General features: G+C 52.4%; 18 protein-coding genes and 3 tRNA genes. 8 read left to right on the top strand and 13 right to left on the bottom strand.

Features of this window, described 5'->3' with window-relative positions:
* Positions 1-60: 60 nt before the first annotated feature.
* Together G163CM_RS03320 and shiA are read right to left on the bottom strand one after the other, a co-directional pair.
* Entirely contained in the window at positions 61-1,509 is a 1,449-nt protein-coding gene (locus G163CM_RS03320; protein WP_015963903.1) for an AMP nucleosidase, read from the bottom strand.
* A 114-nt stretch (positions 1,510-1,623) separates the two neighbouring features.
* A complete protein-coding gene (gene shiA / locus G163CM_RS03325) occupies positions 1,624-2,937 on the bottom strand; it encodes a shikimate transporter (RefSeq protein WP_231826916.1) in 1,314 nt (437 codons plus the stop codon).
* Between the two features lie 291 nt (positions 2,938-3,228).
* Between shiA and G163CM_RS03330 the strand changes: the two genes are divergently transcribed.
* Entirely contained in the window at positions 3,229-4,299 is a 1,071-nt protein-coding gene (locus G163CM_RS03330) for a glycosyltransferase family 9 protein (protein ID WP_231826917.1), read from the top strand.
* Positions 4,300-4,360: 61 nt separating this feature from the next.
* On the opposite strand, the gene G163CM_RS03335 is transcribed toward G163CM_RS03330, so the two are convergent.
* Positions 4,361-4,436: transfer RNA gene (locus G163CM_RS03335), tRNA-Asn, on the bottom strand.
* A gap of 309 nt (positions 4,437-4,745) precedes the next feature.
* Between G163CM_RS03335 and nac the strand changes: the two genes are divergently transcribed.
* Together nac and cbl are read left to right on the top strand one after the other, a co-directional pair.
* Positions 4,746-5,663, top strand: a complete 918-nt coding sequence (gene nac / locus G163CM_RS03340; RefSeq protein ID WP_015963906.1) for a nitrogen assimilation transcriptional regulator NAC — start codon at positions 4,746-4,748, stop codon at positions 5,661-5,663.
* Between the two features lie 101 nt (positions 5,664-5,764).
* The gene (gene cbl / locus G163CM_RS03345; protein WP_015963907.1) at positions 5,765-6,715 is read left to right on the top strand and encodes an HTH-type transcriptional regulator Cbl; all 951 of its coding nucleotides are present in this window, start codon (positions 5,765-5,767) and stop codon (positions 6,713-6,715) included.
* Between the two features lie 38 nt (positions 6,716-6,753).
* Here cbl and G163CM_RS03350 read toward each other — a convergent pair.
* A tRNA-Asn gene (locus tag G163CM_RS03350) sits at positions 6,754-6,829 on the bottom strand.
* Between the two features lie 100 nt (positions 6,830-6,929).
* Positions 6,930-7,727, bottom strand: a complete 798-nt coding sequence (mtfA, locus tag G163CM_RS03355; protein ID WP_231826918.1) for a DgsA anti-repressor MtfA — start codon at positions 7,725-7,727, stop codon at positions 6,930-6,932.
* Between the two features lie 90 nt (positions 7,728-7,817).
* Here mtfA and G163CM_RS03360 point away from each other — a divergent pair.
* Positions 7,818-7,907, top strand: a tRNA-Ser gene (locus G163CM_RS03360).
* A gap of 168 nt (positions 7,908-8,075) precedes the next feature.
* Here G163CM_RS03360 and brnQ read toward each other — a convergent pair.
* Both brnQ and G163CM_RS03370 read right to left on the bottom strand, forming a co-directional pair.
* Positions 8,076-9,401 carry a branched-chain amino acid transport system II carrier protein gene (gene brnQ / locus G163CM_RS03365; protein ID WP_231826919.1) on the bottom strand — a complete coding sequence of 442 codons (1,326 nt, stop codon included), beginning with the start codon at positions 9,399-9,401 and terminating at the stop codon, positions 8,076-8,078.
* 59 nt (positions 9,402-9,460) lie between these two features.
* Positions 9,461-10,732, bottom strand: coding sequence for an amino acid permease (locus G163CM_RS03370; RefSeq protein WP_420851346.1), 1,272 nt, complete (start codon positions 10,730-10,732; stop codon positions 9,461-9,463).
* A 530-nt stretch (positions 10,733-11,262) separates the two neighbouring features.
* Between G163CM_RS03370 and G163CM_RS03375 the strand changes: the two genes are divergently transcribed.
* Both G163CM_RS03375 and G163CM_RS03380 read left to right on the top strand, forming a co-directional pair.
* Complete coding sequence (locus tag G163CM_RS03375) at positions 11,263-11,562, top strand: hypothetical protein (protein ID WP_231826921.1); 300 nt, start codon at positions 11,263-11,265, stop codon at positions 11,560-11,562.
* Positions 11,563-11,672: 110 nt separating this feature from the next.
* Positions 11,673-13,256, top strand: coding sequence for an MFS transporter (locus G163CM_RS03380; protein ID WP_231826922.1), 1,584 nt, complete (start codon positions 11,673-11,675; stop codon positions 13,254-13,256).
* A gap of 39 nt (positions 13,257-13,295) precedes the next feature.
* On the opposite strand, the gene G163CM_RS03385 is transcribed toward G163CM_RS03380, so the two are convergent.
* From G163CM_RS03385 to G163CM_RS03400, 4 genes are all read right to left on the bottom strand, one after another.
* Positions 13,296-13,814, bottom strand: a complete 519-nt coding sequence (locus G163CM_RS03385; RefSeq protein ID WP_231826923.1) for an SRPBCC family protein — start codon at positions 13,812-13,814, stop codon at positions 13,296-13,298.
* 126 nt (positions 13,815-13,940) lie between these two features.
* The gene (locus G163CM_RS03390) at positions 13,941-14,849 is read right to left on the bottom strand and encodes a LysR family transcriptional regulator (RefSeq protein WP_231826924.1); all 909 of its coding nucleotides are present in this window, start codon (positions 14,847-14,849) and stop codon (positions 13,941-13,943) included.
* 110 nt (positions 14,850-14,959) lie between these two features.
* Positions 14,960-15,274 carry an ArsR/SmtB family transcription factor gene (locus tag G163CM_RS03395; protein ID WP_231826925.1) on the bottom strand — a complete coding sequence of 105 codons (315 nt, stop codon included), beginning with the start codon at positions 15,272-15,274 and terminating at the stop codon, positions 14,960-14,962.
* 18 nt (positions 15,275-15,292) lie between these two features.
* Positions 15,293-16,414: an alkene reductase gene (locus G163CM_RS03400; RefSeq protein ID WP_231826926.1), complete on the bottom strand. Its 1,122-nt coding sequence runs from the start codon at positions 16,412-16,414 to the stop codon at positions 15,293-15,295.
* A gap of 175 nt (positions 16,415-16,589) precedes the next feature.
* On the opposite strand from G163CM_RS03400, the gene G163CM_RS03405 reads away from it, so the two are divergent.
* Positions 16,590-16,973, top strand: a complete 384-nt coding sequence (locus tag G163CM_RS03405; protein ID WP_231826927.1) for a VOC family protein — start codon at positions 16,590-16,592, stop codon at positions 16,971-16,973.
* 226 nt (positions 16,974-17,199) lie between these two features.
* The gene (locus G163CM_RS03410) at positions 17,200-17,922 is read left to right on the top strand and encodes a YnfC family lipoprotein (protein WP_231826928.1); all 723 of its coding nucleotides are present in this window, start codon (positions 17,200-17,202) and stop codon (positions 17,920-17,922) included.
* A gap of 82 nt (positions 17,923-18,004) precedes the next feature.
* Here G163CM_RS03410 and fumA read toward each other — a convergent pair whose 3' ends face one another.
* Positions 18,005-19,654 (bottom strand): class I fumarate hydratase FumA, encoded by a 1,650-nt coding sequence (gene fumA / locus G163CM_RS03415; RefSeq protein WP_231826929.1) that lies wholly within the window; start codon positions 19,652-19,654, stop codon positions 18,005-18,007.
* Positions 19,655-19,708: 54 nt separating this feature from the next.
* Entirely contained in the window at positions 19,709-21,217 is a 1,509-nt protein-coding gene (locus G163CM_RS03420) for an anion permease (RefSeq protein ID WP_015963919.1), read from the bottom strand.
* Positions 21,218-21,351 lie beyond the last annotated feature (134 nt).

A 21,351-nucleotide genomic window follows, 5' to 3' on the forward strand; every position in this document is an offset into this window, starting at 1 on the left:
GCAGGCGATGCGAGTGAGATTCCAAAAAAAACGGGCCGTGGCGGCCCGTTTATCGTCTAATCACCGGAATGGCGGCTCGTTAAAGGTGCGTAGCTTACGCGAATGCAGCTTGTCACCTTCGGCACGCAGCAGATCAATTGCGCGAATGCCAATCTGCAGGTGCTCGGAAATCGCCCCTTCATAGAAACGGTTTGCCTGGCCCGGCAGTTTAATTTCACCATGCAGCGGTTTGTCAGAGACGCACAACAGGGTGCCGTAAGGTACGCGGAAGCGATAACCCTGGGCGGCGATGGTGGCGCTTTCCATATCAATCGCTACGGCGCGGCTGAGGTTAAATCGCAGCGCGGAAGCGGAATAGCGCAGTTCCCAGTTACGATCGTCCGTCGTCACCACGGTGCCGGTGCGCAGGCGTTGTTTAACCTCTTCGCCTGGCATACCGCTGACCTGCTTGGTGGCGTCATAAAGCGCGCGTTGCACCTCGGCAATGCTCGGGATGGGAATATCAGGCGGCAGCACCGCATCCAAGACGTGGTCGTCGCGCAGATAGGCGTGAGCCAGCACGTAATCACCAATGGTCTGGCTTTCGCGCAGACCGCCGCAGTGGCCGATCATCAGCCAGACATCCGGGCGCAACACCGCCAGGTGGTCACAAATGTTTTTGGCGTTCGACGGGCCTACGCCGATGTTAATCAGCGTTATCCCCTGGCCATCTTTAGTGATGAGGTGCCACGCTGGCATCTGATGTTTTTTCCAGGCCAAATCGGAAATCGCCTGTTCCGGCGCTTCCGTTTCCGCCGTGATCCAAATCCCCCCGGCGCAGGAGAGCGCGATGTACGGGCTTTCCGGATCGAGAATCTGGCTACAGCCCCAACGCACAAATTCATCCACATAACGGGTGTAGTTGGTGAATAACACAAAAGGCTGGAAATGTTCTACCGGCGTGCCGGTGTAGTGACGCAGGCGGGCGAGCGAGAAGTCCACACGGCGCGCGTCAAAGTGCGAAAGCGGATAAAACTCGGTGGGATGGAAAATGCCGTCCGCCGTTTCATCACCAATCTGAGCCAGCTCAGTCGTAGGGAAAAAGCGCGTCAGGTCGGCACTCATGGAGCGGTCGAGCATTAAGCCGTCGATTACGTACGGATAAGGGATCTCATGCTGCGACAGGCCCACTTCAATGTGTGCATCATAATCTTCATGCAGCAACGTGAGCTGTTCCAGCAGGTAAGGGCGGAACAGTGTGGGATGCGTGATGGTCGTGGTGTAACACCCGGAGTGGGTGAAGCGGCCAAAGGCGCGCGTTTTCTGCGCCTTGTGGGCATTTCCACTCCATGAAACCGAAAGCTGGGGATAGACAAAAAGCCCGTCGGCGCGTGCTTTGGCATCAGGCAGCGAATGATTGTCAATGTACACGGAAATGGCATTACGCAGGGCTGTGACCGACTGGTCATACAGTGCCTGAAGTTTTTCCAGGGCTTGTTCAGGCGTCAGGCTTGCGCTCGTAGTATTCATCCTTCGCTCCTTGTGTCAGGTCTGCGGCGTTTTTCGATAGTATGTCAGCCTCAGATGAAACAAAAGCGTCAGAAGACGCCTTTGTCACAACTGATTAACCTTTAAGCAAGATGCTCAGGCCAGCGGCTTATCCTTCATCAGCAGGGCAGTGGCGGCGGATATCAGGCAGCCAGCCAGCAGATAAATGGCCACGCTGTGCCAGTCGCCGCCCGAGAAGGTGACCAGCGCTGCGGCAATAAACGGCGTGAACCCGCCCCCTACGACGCTTGCGACCTGATAACCGACACCGGCACCGCTGTAACGATAGCCCGCGCCAAACATCCCGGTGAACATTGGCTGCTGAACGCATACCACCATGTCATGCGCGACGTTAGCCAGCATGATGGCGAAGAACACTATCCAGAAAAGCGATTGCGCTTCCAGCGCCATAAAGAACGGGAAGGCGCTAATCGTGCCGGTTAATGCGCCAATAATGTAGACGCGGCGTCGACCAAAGCGATCGGCGAGCCAGGCAAAGAAGGGGATAGTCAGACAGCTCACCCCACCGACCAGCAGGCCAATGTTGAGGAAAAGTTCACGGGGAAGCCCGAGATTCTGCGTCGAGTAGTTGAGGGCGAAGGCGGTGACGATGTACATGGTCAGCAGCTCGCACAGGCGTAAACCGATAATCTTCAGGAAAGCGCCAGGATGACGCGCCAGCGCCTCCATTACCGGCAGACGTTGTTTGACCGGCGGCGTTTGCTGCTGCTGTTCGAACTCCTCGGACTCTTCCATTCCGTTACGAACCCATAACGCGCCAAGTACCAGTACAACACTAAACAGGAAGGGAATACGCCAGCCCCAGCTCAGGAACTGTTCGTCAGTGGTGAGCATGCTGATAAGCGAAACCAGCCCGGTGGAAAGCAGCAGGCCCACGCCATAACCCACCTGCACGCCGCTGCTGTAGAACGCTTTTTTATTCTCTGGCGCGCTCTCTACCGAGAGCAGTGCGGCGCCGCCCCATTCGCCGCCGACGGCAAACCCCTGAATAGCGCGCAGCGTGACCAGCAACGCGGGCGCCCACCATCCCGCCGAAGCAAAGGAGGGGAGCAGGCCGATCAACGCCGTCGCGCCGCCCATCATCCAGACGGTCAGCATCAGCATACGTTTACGGCCAAGACGATCGCCGAAGTGACCGAAGATCACTCCGCCGAGCGGGCGAAACAGGAACCCCACGCCGAAAGTCGCGAAAGCGGCCAGCGTGCCCATCGCCGGGCTTACCTGTGGAAAGAATTCTCGGTTGAAGACCAGCGCGGCTGTAATGCCATAAAGCAGAAAATCGTACCAGTCGACGACGGCTCCGGCAAAGCTGCCGAGTGCGGCACGTCGGGCGCGGCTAAGTGAAGGTGTTTTCTCCTGAAGACGCGTGGAGGTGAGGGTGGAATCCATAGTTATCCTGTCTGTACCGTTTTTTTTCTTATATTCGTAAATAAAATTGTACACATTGCGCCAGTTCATAACTGGTGTTTATGAGACTACCGCGACAGACGCGACATGGGAATGGTTTTATGTGCTGAATTTTTCTGTAACGATAAGATTACACTTAGTTGCATGATAAAATTGTTCAATTTTCAAAATCGGTCACAAAACGATTAGTAGAACGATGAAGTCGATGGCGATAAATCTGATAGACTGCGGCGAAACAAAATATTTAATTCGACAGGGAGTTGTCGCGATTCAATGTCATTGATAACGATGTTCAGAAATATCATATTCAATTTCTATGATTATAACGCCAAAAATATTCATACTAATGATATAAAATTTGTCGTTATTCATATTCCCGATCAGGTCGGGGATGCTATGGCGATTTATCCTCTTATTCGTGCGCTGGAACAACAGCCAATAACACACCTGTTAATTGTGTCATCCACGCTTAATAAACCCGTATTTGAGGCTTTGACGCTTAATAATACAACGTTAACTGTCGTGACGATGACGATGCAGGACCACGCTACTATTGCTGAAATAAAAAAGATAGCGAACACAATAAAAGAGCAATATGGCACCCCCGATCTCTGCATCGAGGCAATGCGTAAAAAGAATCTCAAAACGATGGTTTTTATCCATACGCTGAGAGCGGGAATGAATTTTCAGGTGGTGGGATTATCCATGAAATGCTACTCCCCACTGTGCAAGATAGCTTCCCGAATGGATCAGCACCTTCGTGCGCCTGTCCCTATGACCTGGGCGATGTTAATGAGAGAGGCGGGTTTTCCTGCTGTTGCTGCGAAGTATGAATTCCCGCTAAGTGCTGAGGCCATCACCGAGGTGCGTCGAGAAACATGTGCGCTGGGGCCCTATATCGCCATCAATTTAGAAGGTAGCATCGCGGCGAGAACGTTTTCATACTCTGTTGCGCAGAATCTTATTGCGATAATTCAGCGTGAATGTGATATGCCGATCGTGGTTGTGCACGGCCCGAAAGGTATAGAGAGTGCCGTGAAATTAACAGAATCATGTAGCCATGTTTTTAGACTCTCATTGTCACCTTCATTAATGCGCTCGGCGGCCCTGATTAACGATGCGGCCCTTGCTATCACACCGGACACATCAATACTGCATATGGCTAGCGCTTATAATACGCCGGCGATTGCTATTTACGCGGATTATAAAACACGCTGGCCGACGATGCAGGATATTGCAGAGAACATTGTGGTGGGGAAAGATATCGACCACATCAATATGAATGAGTTTGAAGCGACGTTACGGCGTATTTTAATGAGGATCAACGGACAACAGCGGCAGTAAGCTAACACGTAACTCACGGCAGAAAAGCAAAAAGCCCGCGATAAGCGGGCTTTTCTAAATTTGGCTCCTCTGACTGGACTCGAACCAGTGACATACGGATTAACAGTCCGCCGTTCTACCGACTGAACTACAGAGGAATCGTGTGAACGGGGCGCATATTAACGGGGTGCTTCTGGCTTGTCAAAGGGTGTCTCTCCACTTTGTGTTCGTTTGCTGACAATTTCAGCAATTTGCGGGTGAGTGGCTATTTTTTAGCTGCTTTGCACCGGGCTGGTGCGAATTTACCCCTAATGGGGCAGATCAACATCTTCTGACTGCCTGCGAAAATGCGCTTATCGATTGGAAAGCCTTGTTACGCGCCCGTGACGCCTTTTCTTAAAAAGCTGGCAAGCATCTTGCAACTCCTTCGATATCTAAACGCCATTGTTGGCAGTACAGGAGGCAAAATGAACTTAAGACGACTGAAGTACTTTGTGAAAATCGTCGATATCGGTAGCCTGACCCAGGCCGCTGAAGTGTTACATATCGCACAGCCCGCACTGAGCCAGCAGGTTGCCACTCTTGAGGGGGAGCTCGATCAGCAATTACTGATCCGCACCAAGCGCGGCGTTACGCCAACGGAAGCGGGTAAAGTGCTTTATACCCATGCGCGTACGATACTGCGCCAGTGCGAGCAAGCGCAGCTGGCGGTGAATAATGTCGGGCAAACGTTAAGCGGCCCGGTCTCCATTGGCCTGGCGCCGGGAACTGCCGCATCATCTATCACCATGCCGCTGTTGCAAGCCGTGCGTAACGAATTGCCGGAAGTTCTGATTTATCTTCATGAGAACAGCGGCGCGGCGTTGAATGACAAACTGCTGAGCGGTCAGCTTGATATGGCGGTACTTTACGACCGTTCTCCTGTGGCAGGCGTTAACAGCCAGCCGTTGCTGAAAGAAGATCTCTACCTGGTCGGCACGCGTGATTGTCCGGGGCAGAGTATCGATTTAACGGCAGTAGCTGAAATGAATCTGTTCCTGCCACGTGACTACAGTGCCGTTCGCGCCCGAGTGGATGAGGCATTCTCACTGCGACGTCTGACGGCCAAAATCATTGGTGAGATAGAATCTATTTCTACGCTGACGGCGGCGATTGCCAGCGGGATGGGTGTTACCGTTCTGCCTGAGTCTGCTGCGCGAACGCTATCGCAGGCAGCAAATGGCTGGATGGCCCGAATCACCACGCCATCAATGAGCCTGCCGTTGTCGCTGAATATGTCAGCGCGTGGACAGCTCTCTCCACAGGCGCAGGCGGTGAAAGAAATTTTGATCTCGCTGGTCAGTCGACCGGCGCTGGATAACCGCGAATTGCAGCTGGTGAGCTAACGTATATTCTTTTAAGGAATAAGTTGCTGGTTTTTATTATTTGTTAGCGAAGGCGACAGACTTTAACAATAGTGCAATGTCTGTTTGACCCGGAGGGGAAGGTGAACTTCCAGCAACTAAAAATAATTCGTGAAGCAGCAAGGCAGGATTACAACCTGACTGAAGTTGCCAATATGCTATACACGTCGCAATCGGGTGTAAGCCGTCATATCCGTGAGCTGGAGGAGGAGCTGGGGATTGAGATCTTCATCCGCCGCGGAAAGCGACTGCTGGGGATGACCGAACCGGGTAAAGCGTTGTTGGTGATAGCGGAACGTATTCTGAATGAGGCAAGTAACGTTCGACGTCTTGCCGATCTTTTCACCAACGATGGCTCGGGCGTTCTGACGGTCGCAACCACACATACCCAGGCGCGCTATAGCCTTCCGCCGGTGATTAAAGCCTTTCGTGAAATATTCCCGGATGTGCGTCTGGAGCTGGTACAAGGAACACCACAGGAAATCGAGACGCTGCTGCACAATGGTGGCGCGGATATTGGCATCGCCAGCGAGCGATTGAGCAATGACAGCACGCTGGTGGCTTTTCCCTGGTTCCGCTGGCATCACAATGTGCTGGTACCGCAGGATCACCCTCTGACGCAAATCACGCCGCTGACGCTGGAAGCTATCGCGCGCTGGCCGCTGATTACTTATCGCCAGGGCATAACCGGACGCTCGCGTATTGATGAAGCCTTCAACCGCAAAGGGCTGTTGCCGGATATCGTACTCAGCGCACAGGATTCAGACGTTATCAAAACTTACGTTGAACTGGGGCTGGGCATTGGGCTGGTGGCAGAACAGTCCGGTGATGTTCAGGAGTCCGGGAAACTGGTACGACTGGATACGCATCATCTGTTTGATGCCAATACGGTGTGGCTGGGTCTTAAGCGCGGGCAGTTGCAGCGTAACTATGTCTGGCGCTTTATCGAATTGTGTAATGCCGGGTTGTCGCTGGAGGAAATTAAGCGGCAGGCGATGGAGCCAGATGAGCTGGCGCTGGATTACCAAATCTAGAAAGCAAAAAGCCCGCTATAAGCGGGCTTTTTTAAATTTGGCTCCTCTGACTGGACTCGAACCAGTGACATACGGATTAACAGTCCGCCGTTCTACCGACTGAACTACAGAGGAATCGTGTGAACGGGGCGAATACTACTGGCCCCGTAATATTGTGTCAATACTAAATTTAACTGTCTGATTCAATTGCATGAATTTAGCGCAAGCTGTTGTTTTAGTGAACTACAGGTGAAATATCTTCCTGCGTGTCGTTATCTCGCATACGTGCGAGCGGGTCCTGACGGTAAAACTGGCAAAAACGCTGCCACAGCGCCGGGAAGCGCGGAGCGAAAAGTTCGGGGGCGCTGAAAAAATACTCGGACAGCACGGCGAAACACTCTGCCGGATCGGTTGCCGCGTAAGCATCAATGCTGGCGGCGCTTTCACCTACTAAATCAATCTCATCCTGAATATTATCCATCGCCGCATGGAGATCGTGCTCCCAGCCTGCAACTTCTCGCAGCGGAATCAACGGAATGCCGCTGGCGCGATCGCCATTACGGGTATCGAGTTTATGCGCGACTTCATGGATGACCAGATTGAAGCCGGATGCGTCGAAGGAGTCCTGAATGTCGAGCCAGTTGAGAATGATGGGCCCTTGCTGCCAGCTTTGACCGGACTGCACCACGCGTTGATTATGCACCAGGCCAATATCATCTTCCCATTCATCATCCACAACGAAGGGGGCGGGGTAGATGAGTACCTCATGGAAGCCATCGAGCCATTCGAGGCCCAGCTCCATTACCGGCAGACAAAACAGCAACGCAATACGAGCCTGAGTGATGGGCTCCATCACTAATCCCTGAAGAGGAACCAGCCGCTTTTGCTGCAAAAAACGATCGGCAAGCACGCGGAGTTTGGTTTGTTCATCTGCGCTGAGATTGGCTAAAAGTGGGACAGAGAACGCTTGTTCCCACGGGATGTCGGTTTTTTCAGCAGACTCATCTGCCTTCCAGGGCCATTTAATCATCATTTTGCTCGCAAACTCGTCACTTGAACGCAATTGAAGAGACTGGGTCTGTTAAAATGCCAAATAACCTGGCATCATGGCAACCATCAAAACGGAGAGATGCCAGAGCGGCTGAATGGACCGGTCTCGAAAACCGGAGTAGGGGCAACTCTACCGGGGGTTCAAATCCCCCTCTCTCCGCCACTATTCAAGCACTTACCGCATTAATTTTCAGTGACTCAACTCGCATTGAGGCAATCTGAGAAAATCCCCAGCTAACATCTTCAGTCAATTGCACCTTCGCTTTACGTCAGTATCCGCAAAAAAAAGGATGCACGCCTTGCGCACACCCTTTATTAGCATAAAACCGGATTAATCCTCGTACGCTTCCTGTCGTTTTTTACCGTCAATTATCGATGCAATAACAAACACCGCCGCACAGGGCAGTAACCATTCAAGGCTTTGACTAAACAGCGGCAGCGGCTTCAACAACTGTGAAGGCAATTGATTCAGCATCTCGTTGAGCGGGCTGGCGATAACGCCATCAATCAGCCCAAATATGCAGGCAACCGCCACCACCGGTGCAAAAACGCGCGCGGGGTTTTTCCAGAATGACGTGGTGAAACTCAGCAGCACAATAGCGATACAGGGCGGATAGACCGCTGTCAGTAGCGGTACAGAGACGGTTATTAAACGCGTGAGCCCCAGGTTTGAAATAGCGAACGACAGCACGGCAATCACTAACACCATCGTTTTATATGACAGCGGGAGAAGGTGGCTAAACCAGCTGGCACACGCGCTGGTGAGGCCGATAGCCGTCACCAGGCAGGCGATGAAAATAAGCAGCGCCAGGAACAAGCTACCGGTTTCGCCGAAGGTATGCTGTACGAAGGCATGCAGCACCTCGGCACCGTTAGTGGCATCAGGCACAAACTCATAGCTCACCAGCCCCAGGCGGAACAGTGCGATATAGACAAGAATCAATCCGCTTCCGGCAATTAACCCGGCGATAATGGTGTAGCGTGTGATGAGGGTGCTTTCGCTGACGCCGCGTGAATGGATGGCATTGACGATAACGCCGCCAAAGACCAGCGCGCTCAGCGTATCCATGGTGAGATAGCCGCTGACGAAGCCGTTGGAAAAAGGATGCGAGTGATACGCCTCGGAGACAGAACCCAGGTGGTAGTGCCAGACGACAAAAAAGGCCGAGGCGCCAAGAATAATCAGCGCGACAATTTTGATGGGCGCCAGAACGCCGCCAATCAGGTCAAGGAGTTTGCCGGGGTAGAGTGAAAACAGGTAAACCAGCGCAAAGTAGATAAGGCTATAAATAGCCAACTGGTGACCATCGTTGCCGATCAACGGCGAAATGCCCACTTCAAACGACACGGTGGTTGTGCGCGGAACCACAAACAGCGGCCCGAGGCAAAGATAGCAAACCAGCGCCAGAATCAGACCCGTGACGGGCCCAAGATGTTCGCTTAGCTGATTCATTTTTCCACCCACGCGCGCCAGCGCAATGATAGTGACCACGGGTAAACCCACGGCGGAAATCAGAAAACCGCTACCGGAATAGAGAATGTTTTCGCCTGAATGCAAGCCAATAATAGGCGGAAAAATAATGTTACCCGCGCCCATAAATAGCGCAAAAGCCATACAGCCGAGAGAGATAATGTCGCGTGTTGATAATGTTTTCATCGTTATTATAGACGCCGATATGCACAATTATTGCGCGTGCAGACGGCGTCAGTTTCCTTTCAGAACAGGCAATAGAAAAGCGCGGATACGGTTAGAATACCGCCAGTCAATACCACCATCGGGCGAATACCGCGCAAGCTTTTGAGTGCGCTTCGGCTGTAGATTAAATAAACGGGGATCAGAAACAGGAAGATAGCCTGAAGTGGCCCACAGAATTTCTCAATCAGTTCGATGACATCGGGGTTAATATACACGATGACATAAGAGATGCCGAACATGATAAGCCACGCAATGAGTTTGCCTTTTTTATGTGGCGTGTCCTCTTTTTCACCAAGCGCATCGCTGACCATGCGGGCAAAGGTTTCAGCCACTGATAAACAAATGCCTAAAAACGACTTGGTCATACCGATGATGGCAATAAATGGGGCAATGTAAAAAAGAACGATATTGCTGTTATCTTTTTGCAGGACGGAAAGTACGTTCAAATTCTGTGATTTAGCCAGAGCAAAGACATCGTGCGGAATACTTAACAGGCAACTGGTAACAAAGAAGAGAATGCTGGCATAGATGCTGAGATAAGCGACTTTGATAACCCGTACGGATTTTTGTTCACCGCCGTGCCCCGCTTCACGATAAAACGACGCCAGTGGCGACATCAACGGCACGGAGCAGAAGGCAAAGGTGATAAGGGGAATGGTAAGCCAGATATTTTTAAGGGAATTACCTACGGGCTGCTGTCCGACGCCGTGAATAGCCGGCATCACGTTGGCAAGGTTCCACTGCGGGATTTGAAAAGCCGCGATGAGCGTGACGGTGACGGCGAAGGGTAAAACGAGTACCGACATCATGCCGACGACTTTATCGCGGCCCCGGCTCAAAAGCAGAAACAAAATCGCCACAACGATAAACGACAGTACCGCACGGTTAATTCCCGGTAAATGCAAATGGGTTATCACGTAGCTATTGATGGCGTTAACCAGCGAAATACCATAAACCAGGGTGACCGGGAAGTTAGAAAAACAGTAGAAGACCTTTATCGCCTTTTTACCTTTGTGGTCAAAGAAGCTATTGAAGAGCGGAAGTGATTTATCCTTCGGGCCTTCTTCGCGCATGAATACGCGACAAATCAGCATATGCGGGATCATCGAGAGCGGCAGGCTAAGGATAATCAGCAATAAATAGACCAGCGGCCCGCGCATGCCTATTTCAACCGGCAGGAATAAAACGCCGGCTCCGACGGTTGCGCCATAGACTCCCATGGACCAGATTGTATCTTTAAATTTCCATGTCGATGTTGGTGATGCAATATTGCTTATTGTGTTGGTAACCATTTTTATTATTAATGCTCGTAACTGTCAAAATATAAATGCCATGTTTTCTTCCATTTGCATATAAAATAACAGTTCCTTTTGTTACCCGGTACAACTCTGCACACAGGTCACGAAGTGAACAATGTGTGAGCATGAGATGATACTTAAATCTGTAAGATGAAGTTATTAAGTATAATCCCGTGTATTATTTTATTACCACAATCAATCTGTTCTTTAAAGAATAAAATCAAGAAAATTAATTTTTAAGTGTGATTTAAACTGCGCGTAGCATAATTGTTTCATTAGGTTAACTTAAGGATTGGCAAGTGATTACACAGCGACTACTTTTAACTGTACTTTCGGGCCTTTCTCGATGAGGGAAGGTGATGACGATGAACAATATGAATAGATGAAGTGCTGGGCGATAAAGCCTAATAATCGGATATTTCACTGGCATCAAAGCAACGTATAGATATCTGCATAAATTAAAATATGGGTAAGTAACCCCATGCGTTTTAGGTATATTTAACTCAACGGTCAGAAAACAGGCTATGCTTAAAAAACCGACTGTATGTCGGGTGGGGAAAACAAACAATAAAGGAGCTTATATGTTTGAGTTTTGTCCAAAGTCTATGAAAACTAACGTAGATTTCATTGCCTTTACCGTTGCGAAAATGGAGTATGAACAACGAGGCCTGTGCGCACGCGCTGTCGTGGGTAATATGCCGTTAGAGATGTCTGAGCACTTCCAACAGCGTTTGCGCTTTTATCGCGATCAGCTAAAGGGCTTTGCTCCGCAGCATAGCGATCGTTACCCCTCTTCAAAGCCTGATGTTCTCGATTTCCGTTAAATGCCCCTGTACGCCCCGGATAAATATTCGGGGTGCTTTCAATACTATTACGTGTAATACACATTCCCTTAGGCTAAATTTAATCCACGACTTTTTGTTGAGGATGAATAATGACGACCACCGCCTCCAGCGGCTTTGGCCCATTACGCCAGACTGTATTCGCAGTTCTTTGGGTAGCAACAATTATTGGTAATATAGGCTCTTTCGCGCGCGATATTGCCAGCTCATGGTTAGTGACCGATCTCTCTTCCTCACCGTTAGCCGTTGCGATGGTTCAGGCGGCGGCGACGTTGCCGGTGTTCCTGCTCGCCATCCCCGCCGGGGTGCTCTCTGATATTCTTGATCGCCGTAAATTCTTAATCGGTATTCAGATATTGATGGCAAGCGTCAGTATTTGCCTGTTGCTGCTTTCCGCTACGGGTCTGCAAACCATTCTGTCGCTGGTGGCGCTTACCTTTGTAGGTGGGATCGGCGCGGCGTTAATGGGGCCAACCTGGCAGGCGATTGTGCCTGAGCTGGTGAAGAAGCAGGATCTGCGCGATGCCGTCGCGCTGAACTCGCTGGGCATTAACATTGCTCGCGCGATTGGCCCGGCGCTGGGCGGGATTGTGCTGGCCACCTTTGGTACGTCAGTTACCTACGGCGTGGATGTTATCAGTTATCTGTTTGTGATTACGGCTCTGCTGTGGTGGAAGAGGGCGAAAACCGATAGCGATGAGCTGGCGGAAAAATTCTTCGGTGCTTTTCGTGCCGGGCTGCGCTACACCATGGCCAGCCGTGAGCTACACGTGGTGCTGTTGCGCACGTTTCTGTTCTTCGCGTTTTGCAGCTCCGTTTGGGCGTTGCTTCCGCTGGTCGCGCGCCGCGTGCTGGGCGGTGATGCGGGCTTCTACGGGATTTTGCTGGGCGCAGTCGGCGTAGGGGCGATTGCTGGCGCGTTTCTGTTACCCACATTGCGGCAAAAATGCAGTGCGGATGGTCTGCTTTTACTGGCGTCGATCATTACCGCTTCCGTGATGGCGCTGCTGTCGATTGCGCCGCCGCAATGGTTGGCGGTGGTGGCGCTGGTGGTGCTGGGCTGCGGCTGGATTATTGCGCTGACCACATTCAACGGCGTAGCGCAGTCGATTTTACCGAACTGGGTTCGTGGCCGCTCTCTGGCGGTCTATCTGACCGTCTTTAATGGAGCGATGACGGCGGGCAGTCTCGCCTGGGGGGCGCTGGCGCAATCGGCTGGCGTGCAGGAAACCCTGTTCATTGGCGCTATTGGCATCATTGTTATTGGTGTTGTCAGTTATCGCCTGCGCCTGCCAAAAGGGGAATCGGATCTGCTGCCGTCCAACCATTGGCCAGAGCCGCTGACGGCGGAGGTGGTTGAACACGATCGCGGGCCCGTGTTGATTCAGATTGAGTACGACGTTGATCCGCAGCATCGCGCGCCTTTCCTGAAAGCCATTTATAACCTGGCTTACGAGCGGCGGCGGGATGGGGCCTATAACTGGGGGATCACCGAAGATTCTGCCAACCCGCGCATTTTGCTGGAGTGGTTTATGGTGGAGTCCTGGGCTGAACATTTGCGCCAGCACCGGAGAGTGTCAAAGGCTGATGCGGATATCCAGGCAGAACTGCTGCAATATCACACGGGCGATGAACCGCCAAAAGTGCGGCACTTTATTACCACGCCAAGGCCATAAATAACCCGCGTCAGGGGCGGGGCCCCTGACGCGAATTCATCACGCCTTCTTCGCACTCATCGCCGCAGCAACCAATCCGTCCAGCCACTCCTGGTGCCCGTTAAGCATCGGGTTAGGGCGCGTGGCGGCGAGCTCTTTTGCTGGCTGGCCGTTCTGTGTTTCCTGGGTCAAGATGCGCACGCGGTTACCCGGCATGTCTTCCAAGAGCCACGCGTGGTGTACATCGAGACGATCGGCGGCATTCTCTTCACCAGACCAACCGTGCCAGGCGACGCGCGCGGGTTGTCCTTCAGCTGGCGGGACATACTCGACGACCTGAGATTCCACCGGGAAACCGAAAGTGCTGAAGTAAAAACGGACGCCTTTTTCCAGTTCAGGACCTTTATTATCGTAGAAACGAACGTCAGCGGAATTTTTGTAGTAGTCCGGCCACAGGAAAGGCTGGTTCAGGAACGGCCAAACGTCGCTCACGCTAAGCCCGGCAATAATCATTTCGTTTGAGACGAAGTTATCGGTGAATCCCGGAACAAAATCTTCTGGCCAGTTAATTGCGTTCATAGTGTATCTCCTCAAATCATGTCAATGGCGCTAAAGTCGTGCGTCTCAGCGGTATGAAACTATTATCGGCAGATTCACTTATAAGACAAATTAGCAATCACGATATAATTCATAAGATAACTTATATCAGGCGGAGGCGTTCTGGCTTACCTCGACGCAAAGCGCGCGGATCCACTGATGCGCAGGGTCACGATGGTTCCGTTCGTGCCACGCCATACTTTTGGTGAAGCCGGGCACATCCAGCGGTGGCGGCATAATGGTCAAATGTTCATGCTGCAGGGCAAGACGGCGGGGGACGACGGCAATCATATCCGTCATCCGTAAAATCTCGGGCAAGACCAGGAAGCTATTTACAGACATGCCGACATGCCGGGTGCGGCCAAGCGTTGCCAGCGCCTCGTCAGTTACGCCCCAGAAACCGCCTTCTGAGGAGACGAGAATGTGGTCCTGCGCGCAAAACTGGTCGAGACTGAGTGTGCCCGAGGCGGCGACGGGATGATCGGCGCGCATCATGCAGACGTACTCCTCCTCATAAAGCGCGCGTCCGTGAAGATCGCCGGGTGTGGTGGCGGGCGTAACCAGCGCCAGATCAACGTCGCCACGCTCCAGCAGGGAAAACAGACGTTCATCATCAACCGGACGCACGGCGACGCGGATCCCCGGCGCGCGTTTTTTTAGCGCACTCATCAGCGGCACTATCACCGCTTTTAACGCGTAATCGGTGGCCATAATCGAGCAGGTCATTTCGGCGCTCAATGGGTCGAAATGGGCGGGCTTCAGCAGAATCGAGATGTCGGTCAGGATCTGCTTAACCGGCGCGGCAAGCTCGCGGGCCCGTGCCGTCGGCACCATGCCCCGCTGCGCGCGAACAAACAGCGGATCGCCAAAATAGTCGCGCAAGCGTGTCAGCATACCGCTGACGGCGGGCTGCGTCAGCGAAAGCCGCTGGGCGGCTCGGGTGACGCTGCCTTCGTCAATCAACGCGTCGAGCGCCTTCAACAGGTTGAGATCCAGCGATCTGATATCATTATTCATAATGTAAGCGTCACGATGCGATAAGAATAGTTATGGAATGCTAGCGTCTGGGCGGGGTGGTGTCTATGCAGCGGCGAAGCAAATTGGGCGACGAGGTGTCGCCCGAGGGATCAGAGGTGTTCCAGAAACTCAGAAACATTGTGGGCCATAGTATCAATGCCCGATTCAACGCGCCGATAGTAGGTCCATTTCCCGACCTTGCTGGCCTCCAGCAAGCCCGCTTCCTGCATCGCCTTCAGGCACAAGGAGGTGGCGGGCTGCGAGAGCCCGGCTTTGTCCTGAATCAGACTGGCGCAGACACCATAGACATCATAGTCATAAAGTTGGCTGTACCCGGCGAATGACTCGTGCGGATTTTTCAGCCATTTCAGAATGGCAACGCGCGTGGGATTCGACAGTAACTTCATGGCGTTTTCAGGTGTCATGCGACCTCATTACTCTGTTTATGAATAAACCGGGTAATCAGTATACCCGTTACTTCCGCCGCCATACATGGATGATTCATCAACGGCATTCAGCGGGAAGCCGTTTTTCAGACGCGCCGGAAGGTCCGGGTTGGCGATAAACGGTCGCCCAAAACCAAACATATCGCCCCAGTGGTTATCCAGCATGCGCTGCGCTTTTTCTGCCGTGTAGCGGCCCGCGTACATGATCGGATTGCGGAATGCGACACGCAGCGCGGCGCGGAAATCTTCCGGCAGGTCCGGGCTGTTGTTCCAGTCCGCTTCGGCAATGGAGAGATAACCCACACCGGCATCGTTCAGCAGGCGGGCAGCGGTGGTCCAGGTTTCATGCGGGTCCGATTCGACCAGACCGAGATAGACCCTGTCTTCGTCGGTGGTGGTGAACAGCGGTGAGAAACGCACGCCGACGCGCTGGCTGCCAAACACATCGCTCACCGCATCGGTGACTTCCTTTAAAAAGCGCAGACGGTTGGTCAGGCTGCCGCCGTATTCATCCGTGCGCTGGTTGGTGTGCTCAGAAATAAACTGATTGATCAAATACCCGTTCGCCGCATGCAGTTCCACGCCGTCGAAGCCGGCGCGTTTAGCGTTAATAGCGGCCTGGCGGTAGAGCTCGACCAGTTCTTTGACCTCTGCCGTACTCAGCTCACGCGGCTGGCTCGGGGCGGTCAGCATGCCTCCGCCGGGCGCGGTTTCGATAAAAACACGCACGTTCGTGGCGGCAATGGGCGACGGTGCGACTGGCGGCTGTTGATTCGGCTGAAGCGAGGTATGCGATACGCGCCCAACGTGCCACAGCTGGCAGAAAATCACGCCGCCTTGCTGGTGGACGGCCTCTGTCACTTTTTTCCAGCCTGCAACCTGCGCATCGCTGTGAATGCCCGGCGTCCAGGCGTAGCCCTGGCCACGGGGTTCAATCTGTGTGCCTTCGGTGATCAGCAGCCCGGCGCTGGCGCGTTGGCGATAATATTCAACCATCAGCGGGCCTGGCACATTCCCCGGTTGTTCGCTGCGACAGCGAGTCAGCGGCGGCAGGATCACACGGTTGCGTAAGGTCAGGCCGCCCAGGGAGAGTGGGCTAAAGAGAGTGTCGTTTTTCATGATAAAGCATTCTTCTGCTACAAAAGGTGTGGGGTATTATATTTATAAATTTAAATGTGTAAATGCAAAATGTAGTTTTAAGGTGACGCTTTCTGTGCTGATAACTGGCATAGTGATGAAAAATAAGCCGTTCAGACAACTGGTTACGGATTAAAATCTGAGAAAGAGGTGAAAGATGAAAGTTGCCCACATTGCACTATGGACGCGACAGCTTGAGACTCAGGCTCGCTTCTGGGTTGATTTCTTTGAGGGATCAATCAACGAAAAGTACTGCAGCAAAACCAATCCCGGCTTTGAATCTTACTTTGTTAAGATTGGCGAGGATGTGGCGATTGAGCTCATGACCAAGCCAGGATTAAGTGCGCGTGAGCCGGATAACAACACCAGCGGTTGGGTGCATCTGGCGATTGCCGTCGGCGCGAAGACGAAAGTCGATGCCCTGGCACAGAGAGCACAAACTCAGGGAATTTTAGTCTCCGCCCCGCGTACCACGGGGGATGGTTACTATGAAGCGGTCATTAAAGATCCTGATGGCAATTTAATTGAGATCGTTGAGTAAACGTTATTTCGTCATTTAAGAATGATTCCCTGATGTCATTTCTCACACCATCAGGGAATATTCTGTGAATTATTACGTATCTTGTGTGATGGCTACGCATTGATCGCTCTTTATTTATCTGTTGATAGGATAATTCCATATCAAAATAATTCTTTGAGATATTGAGCGCCCGTGCTGATTGTGGCTTACTATGATAAAACAATAATAGCCAATGACGGAGTGTCTTATGTTATTTAATAAGAAAATACCATTACTCGGTTTTTTCGTGTTATCAACCTCTGTATTGGCGAGTAATTCTTATGTGCCTGTTTTGTATAATCTTTCATTGTTATATGGATTTACACCCATCAGTGGCCCAGTCAAAGAATTAAGCGTCTCTATTGAGAATGAAAAAGGGCAGACGATATATGAACTGGAAGCGACGCTAAGTCAAAGTGGGTGTCTTAATACTCTGCAATTTAATGATAAACGAAAGCGATCAGAATTGATTCTCAGGCGCGATGGGCGAACGCTCAAAGGAATTAAAGACTGGTCAATTATTACTATGTCATTAGATGAAAAATGTAATATTGTGTCAAAAACAGAAAGTGGCGGTCTGGAAGAATACCATACCGCAAAAAATGGTCTACTGATGTCGACACGTTTTATGGGCAATAAAGTTTCTGAATATCTGTATGATGAACGCGGCAACGTCAATATGACGAAGTTCTACTCCTCGCGCGGGGTAACGGCCTCGAACATAGTGATGTACAGTGACCCGGAGCATAAACCGCTGGATTACACGCTGATCAACTCCTCACGCTATTCAGAAAACTATGCCACCAACAGCGTGTGTCAGTACGATGAACGCGGTACGCCGAGAGAGTGTGATTTGACCATTACCTGGGAAGATAAGCCGGGCAAAAAGCCGCTCAGGTTGAAAGTGTATACGCAAGCGACGTTTTATTGAGACAAACACAAAAAAGCCAGGCGGATGCCTGGCTTCGTCATGTAAGCCTGATAAGCGTAGCGCATCAGGCTTTTTTACGCGATTAACGCTGTGAACACCCTGAGCACTGTTTGTTCTGGATCTGCTGGAAGAAGTCATTCCCTTTATCATCCACCAGGATAAAGGCCGGGAAGTTTTCCACTTCGATTTTCCAGATAGCTTCCATACCCAGTTCCGGATACGCCACGCATTCCAGACTCTTAATGCTGTCCTGTGCCAGAATAGCCGCCGGGCCGCCGATGCTGCCAAGGTAGAAACCACCGTGCTGTTTACAGGCATCGGTAACCTGCTGGCTGCGGTTGCCTTTTGCCAGCATCACCATGCTTGCGCCGTGCGACTGCAACAGATCCACATAGCTGTCCATACGACCTGCGGTGGTTGGGCCGAGAGATCCAGAAGCATAACCTTCCGGTGTTTTAGCCGGGCCAGCGTAGTAGATCGGGTGATCTTTCACATACTGCGGCAGCTCTTCACCGTTATCAATCAGCTCTTTCAGTTTGGCGTGCGCGATATCACGGGCAACGATAATCGTCCCGTTCAGCGACAGGCGGGTAGAGACCGGATGCGCTGAAAGCTGTGCCAGAATTTCACTCATCGGCTGGTTCAGATTGATAGCAATGGCACTGCCTTCACCCTGCTGACGCAGTGCTTCCGGGATGTACTGCCCCGGATTGTGCTCCATCTTCTCGATCCAGATACCGTCGCGGTTGATCTTCGCTTTGATATTACGGTCCGCCGAGCAGGAAACGCCCATGCCGACCGGGCAGGATGCGCCGTGACGCGGCAGGCGGATCACGCGGATATCGTGAGCGAAATATTTTCCGCCGAACTGTGCGCCGAGGCCCAGGTTCTGCGCTTCCTGTAACAGTTCTTGCTCCAGCTTAACGTCACGGAACGCCTGACCGTGTTCGTTGCCTTCGGTTGGCAGGCTGTCATAGTAGCGGGTTGACGCCAGCTTAACAGTTTTCAGCGTGCTCTCAGCGGATGTACCGCCAATCACGAATGCGATGTGGTAAGGAGGGCAGGCCGCCGTACCCAGCGTACGCATTTTCTCAACCAGATAGTTTTTCAGTTTCGCCGGAGTGATCAGCGCTTTGGTTTCCTGGTAGAGATAGGTTTTGTTGGCTGAACCGCCGCCTTTAGCGACGCACAGGAACTTATACTCGTCGCCATCAACGCTGTAGAGATCAATCTGCGCAGGTAGGTTGGTTTTGGTGTTCACCTCGTTGTACATATCCAGCGGGGCGTTCTGCGAGTAGCGCAGGTTGTCTTCGGTGTAGGTGTTGTAAACACCACGCGCCAGAGCGGCTTCATCGCCGCCGCCGGTCCATACGCGCTGGCCTTTTTTACCCATGATGATGGCAGTACCGGTATCCTGGCAGGTTGGCAGCACGCCTTTGGCGGCAATTTCTGAGTTGCGCAGGAATTGCAGCGCGACATATTTGTCGTTTTCGCTGGCTTGCGGGTCGTTCAGGATGGCGGCAACCTGTTTCTGGTGGGAAGGGCGCAGCATGAAAGAGGCGTCATGGAAAGCCTGCTGTGCCAGCAGAGTCAGCGCTTCTGGTTCAACTTTGAGAATTTCCTGGCCTTCAAATTCGGCGACGGAAACATGCTCGCGGCTCAGCAGGTAGTATTCGGTGTCATCTTTGCCAAGCGGGAAGGGGTTCTGGTAAACAAAAGGTTTATTCGACATAGCTATTGCTCCATAAAATAAAACCGCCGGACGTTACCCTCCGGCGGTTGAGAATCAGAACATCATGGACATCCACGGGTAACCAATCAGCAGCAGTGCCGCCAGGAAGATGGCACCGAAGATGGTGCCCAACCGCCAGTAGTCTTTGGTCGGCAGGTAGCCGCTCCCGTAGTAAATCGGGCTTGGGCCAGTACCGTACGGGGTGATGATCCCCATGATACCCAGTGATGTCACCATCAGCAGGACGAACACTTCCATGTTCATGCCTGGGATAGTCGCGGCGATGGTCAGCATCGCTGGCAGCAGCGCCGTGGTGTGCGCGGTGGTGCTGGCAAACAGGTAGTGCAGCAGGTAGAACGCCAGCAGCAGAACAACGGTTGCCACACCCGGAGAGATGCCGCTCATCAGCAGGCCGCCTTCTTTACCCAACCAGCTGATAAAGCCAGTAGAGGAGAGGCCGTCGGCCAGCGCCACTAACGTTGCGAACCATACAAAGGTGTTCCATGCGGCTTTGTTACCGGTGATATCGTTCCACTCCAGCACGCCGGTCCACAGCATCAGGCCGACGATTAACAGGGCCGCCATTGCCGGTTCAATCCACGCCGCAGCGAAGATCCACATCAGCAGTGCGCAGCATACGAAGACCAGCAGCAGAATTTCGTTACGTGACAGTTTGCCCAGTTTTTCCAGTTCACGGCTCGCCCACAGCGGCACTTCGTCGTTCACTTTCACTTCCGGCGGATAGAACCAGTAAGCCAGCAGCGGCATGGTCAGAATCAGCAGGATGCCCAGCGGCAGGAAGGCGATGAACCAGGTGCCCCAGGAGATGGTGATACCGAGAATACTTTTCACCAGCGCCAGCGCCAGCAGGTTAGGTGCCAGTGCGGAAAGGAACATAGAACTGGTGATACACGCGGCGGTAATTGCCACCCACATCAGGTAAGAACCAATTTTACGCGCGCTCGGGTCGTTCGGTTTAGAACCGTACAGCGGCGGCAGGTTGGCGATAATCGGGTAGATTGTCCCGCCGCTACGCGCGGTGTTGGACGGGGTGAACGGTGCCAGCAGCAGGTCTGCAAAGGTAATAGCATAACCGAGCGTCAGGCTGCGACGACCCAGGTATTTCACCAGAATCAGCGCCAGGCGGCGACCGAAGCGAGTTTTGTCATAACCGGCGGCAAACATAAAGGCACCGAAAATCAGCCAAACGGTTGAGTTACCGAAGCCGCTCACCGCCCATTTGAAGGACGCGCCTGCCAGTTTGAATTTCGGATCGGCCAGCTGTTCCGGGCTGAAAAGCACCCACTGGCTGCATAATGCGATGGCGACGACGCCCGTCAGACCGATGACCGCACCCGGCAGGGGTTCGAAAATCAGGCCGACAATTACGCCGACAAAGATAGCGAAGTAGTGCCAGGCATACGGCGGCAGCCCTTCAGGAACCGGCACAAACAGCAGCAGCACGGCGACGATAATCGGCAGTGCCATCATCATCAGACGGTTTTTCTTTCCGTCTTTTGGCTTGCTCGCCACGGGGGGCGTTACGGCGGTTTTCTCTTTCATAGTTTTGCGTCTTAAGTTGTTAGTAATTCGGTTATGCCAGAAATGACTTTTTGCTTTCTTTAGTTTCTTTACTTTATTTAATTATTAAAGGCGGCTTCTTGTATTACTGACATGGAAATTTAGCGCTATTTTGT

The sequence above is a fragment of the Pseudocitrobacter corydidari genome, from assembly GCF_021172065.1.
GTDB lineage: Bacteria > Pseudomonadota > Gammaproteobacteria > Enterobacterales > Enterobacteriaceae > Pseudocitrobacter > Pseudocitrobacter corydidari.

Excerpts from the sequence above, each read along its gene's own strand:
- G163CM_RS03385 (WP_231826923.1), bottom strand. The coding sequence starts at position 13,814 with ATGAACGCAATTAACTGGCCAGAAGATTTTGTTCCGGGATTCACCGAT.
- nac (WP_015963906.1), top strand. The coding sequence starts at position 4,746 with ATGAACTTAAGACGACTGAAGTACTTTGTGAAAATCGTCGATATCGGT.
- mtfA (WP_231826918.1), bottom strand. The coding sequence starts at position 7,727 with ATGATGATTAAATGGCCCTGGAAGGCAGATGAGTCTGCTGAAAAAACC.
- G163CM_RS03410 (WP_231826928.1), top strand. The coding sequence starts at position 17,200 with ATGTTATTTAATAAGAAAATACCATTACTCGGTTTTTTCGTGTTATCA.
- G163CM_RS03370 (WP_420851346.1), bottom strand. The coding sequence starts at position 10,732 with ATGGTTACCAACACAATAAGCAATATTGCATCACCAACATCGACATGG.
- G163CM_RS03390 (WP_231826924.1), bottom strand. The coding sequence starts at position 14,849 with ATGAATAATGATATCAGATCGCTGGATCTCAACCTGTTGAAGGCGCTC.
- G163CM_RS03405 (WP_231826927.1), top strand. The coding sequence starts at position 16,590 with ATGAAAGTTGCCCACATTGCACTATGGACGCGACAGCTTGAGACTCAG.
- G163CM_RS03375 (WP_231826921.1), top strand. The coding sequence starts at position 11,263 with ATGCTTAAAAAACCGACTGTATGTCGGGTGGGGAAAACAAACAATAAA.
- G163CM_RS03395 (WP_231826925.1), bottom strand. The coding sequence starts at position 15,274 with ATGACACCTGAAAACGCCATGAAGTTACTGTCGAATCCCACGCGCGTT.
- G163CM_RS03320 (WP_015963903.1), bottom strand. The coding sequence starts at position 1,509 with ATGAATACTACGAGCGCAAGCCTGACGCCTGAACAAGCCCTGGAAAAA.
- G163CM_RS03420 (WP_015963919.1), bottom strand. The coding sequence starts at position 21,217 with ATGAAAGAGAAAACCGCCGTAACGCCCCCCGTGGCGAGCAAGCCAAAA.
- G163CM_RS03380 (WP_231826922.1), top strand. The coding sequence starts at position 11,673 with ATGACGACCACCGCCTCCAGCGGCTTTGGCCCATTACGCCAGACTGTA.
- fumA (WP_231826929.1), bottom strand. The coding sequence starts at position 19,654 with ATGTCGAATAAACCTTTTGTTTACCAGAACCCCTTCCCGCTTGGCAAA.
- G163CM_RS03330 (WP_231826917.1), top strand. The coding sequence starts at position 3,229 with ATGTCATTGATAACGATGTTCAGAAATATCATATTCAATTTCTATGAT.
- shiA (WP_231826916.1), bottom strand. The coding sequence starts at position 2,937 with ATGGATTCCACCCTCACCTCCACGCGTCTTCAGGAGAAAACACCTTCA.
- brnQ (WP_231826919.1), bottom strand. The coding sequence starts at position 9,401 with ATGAAAACATTATCAACACGCGACATTATCTCTCTCGGCTGTATGGCT.
- G163CM_RS03400 (WP_231826926.1), bottom strand. The coding sequence starts at position 16,414 with ATGAAAAACGACACTCTCTTTAGCCCACTCTCCCTGGGCGGCCTGACC.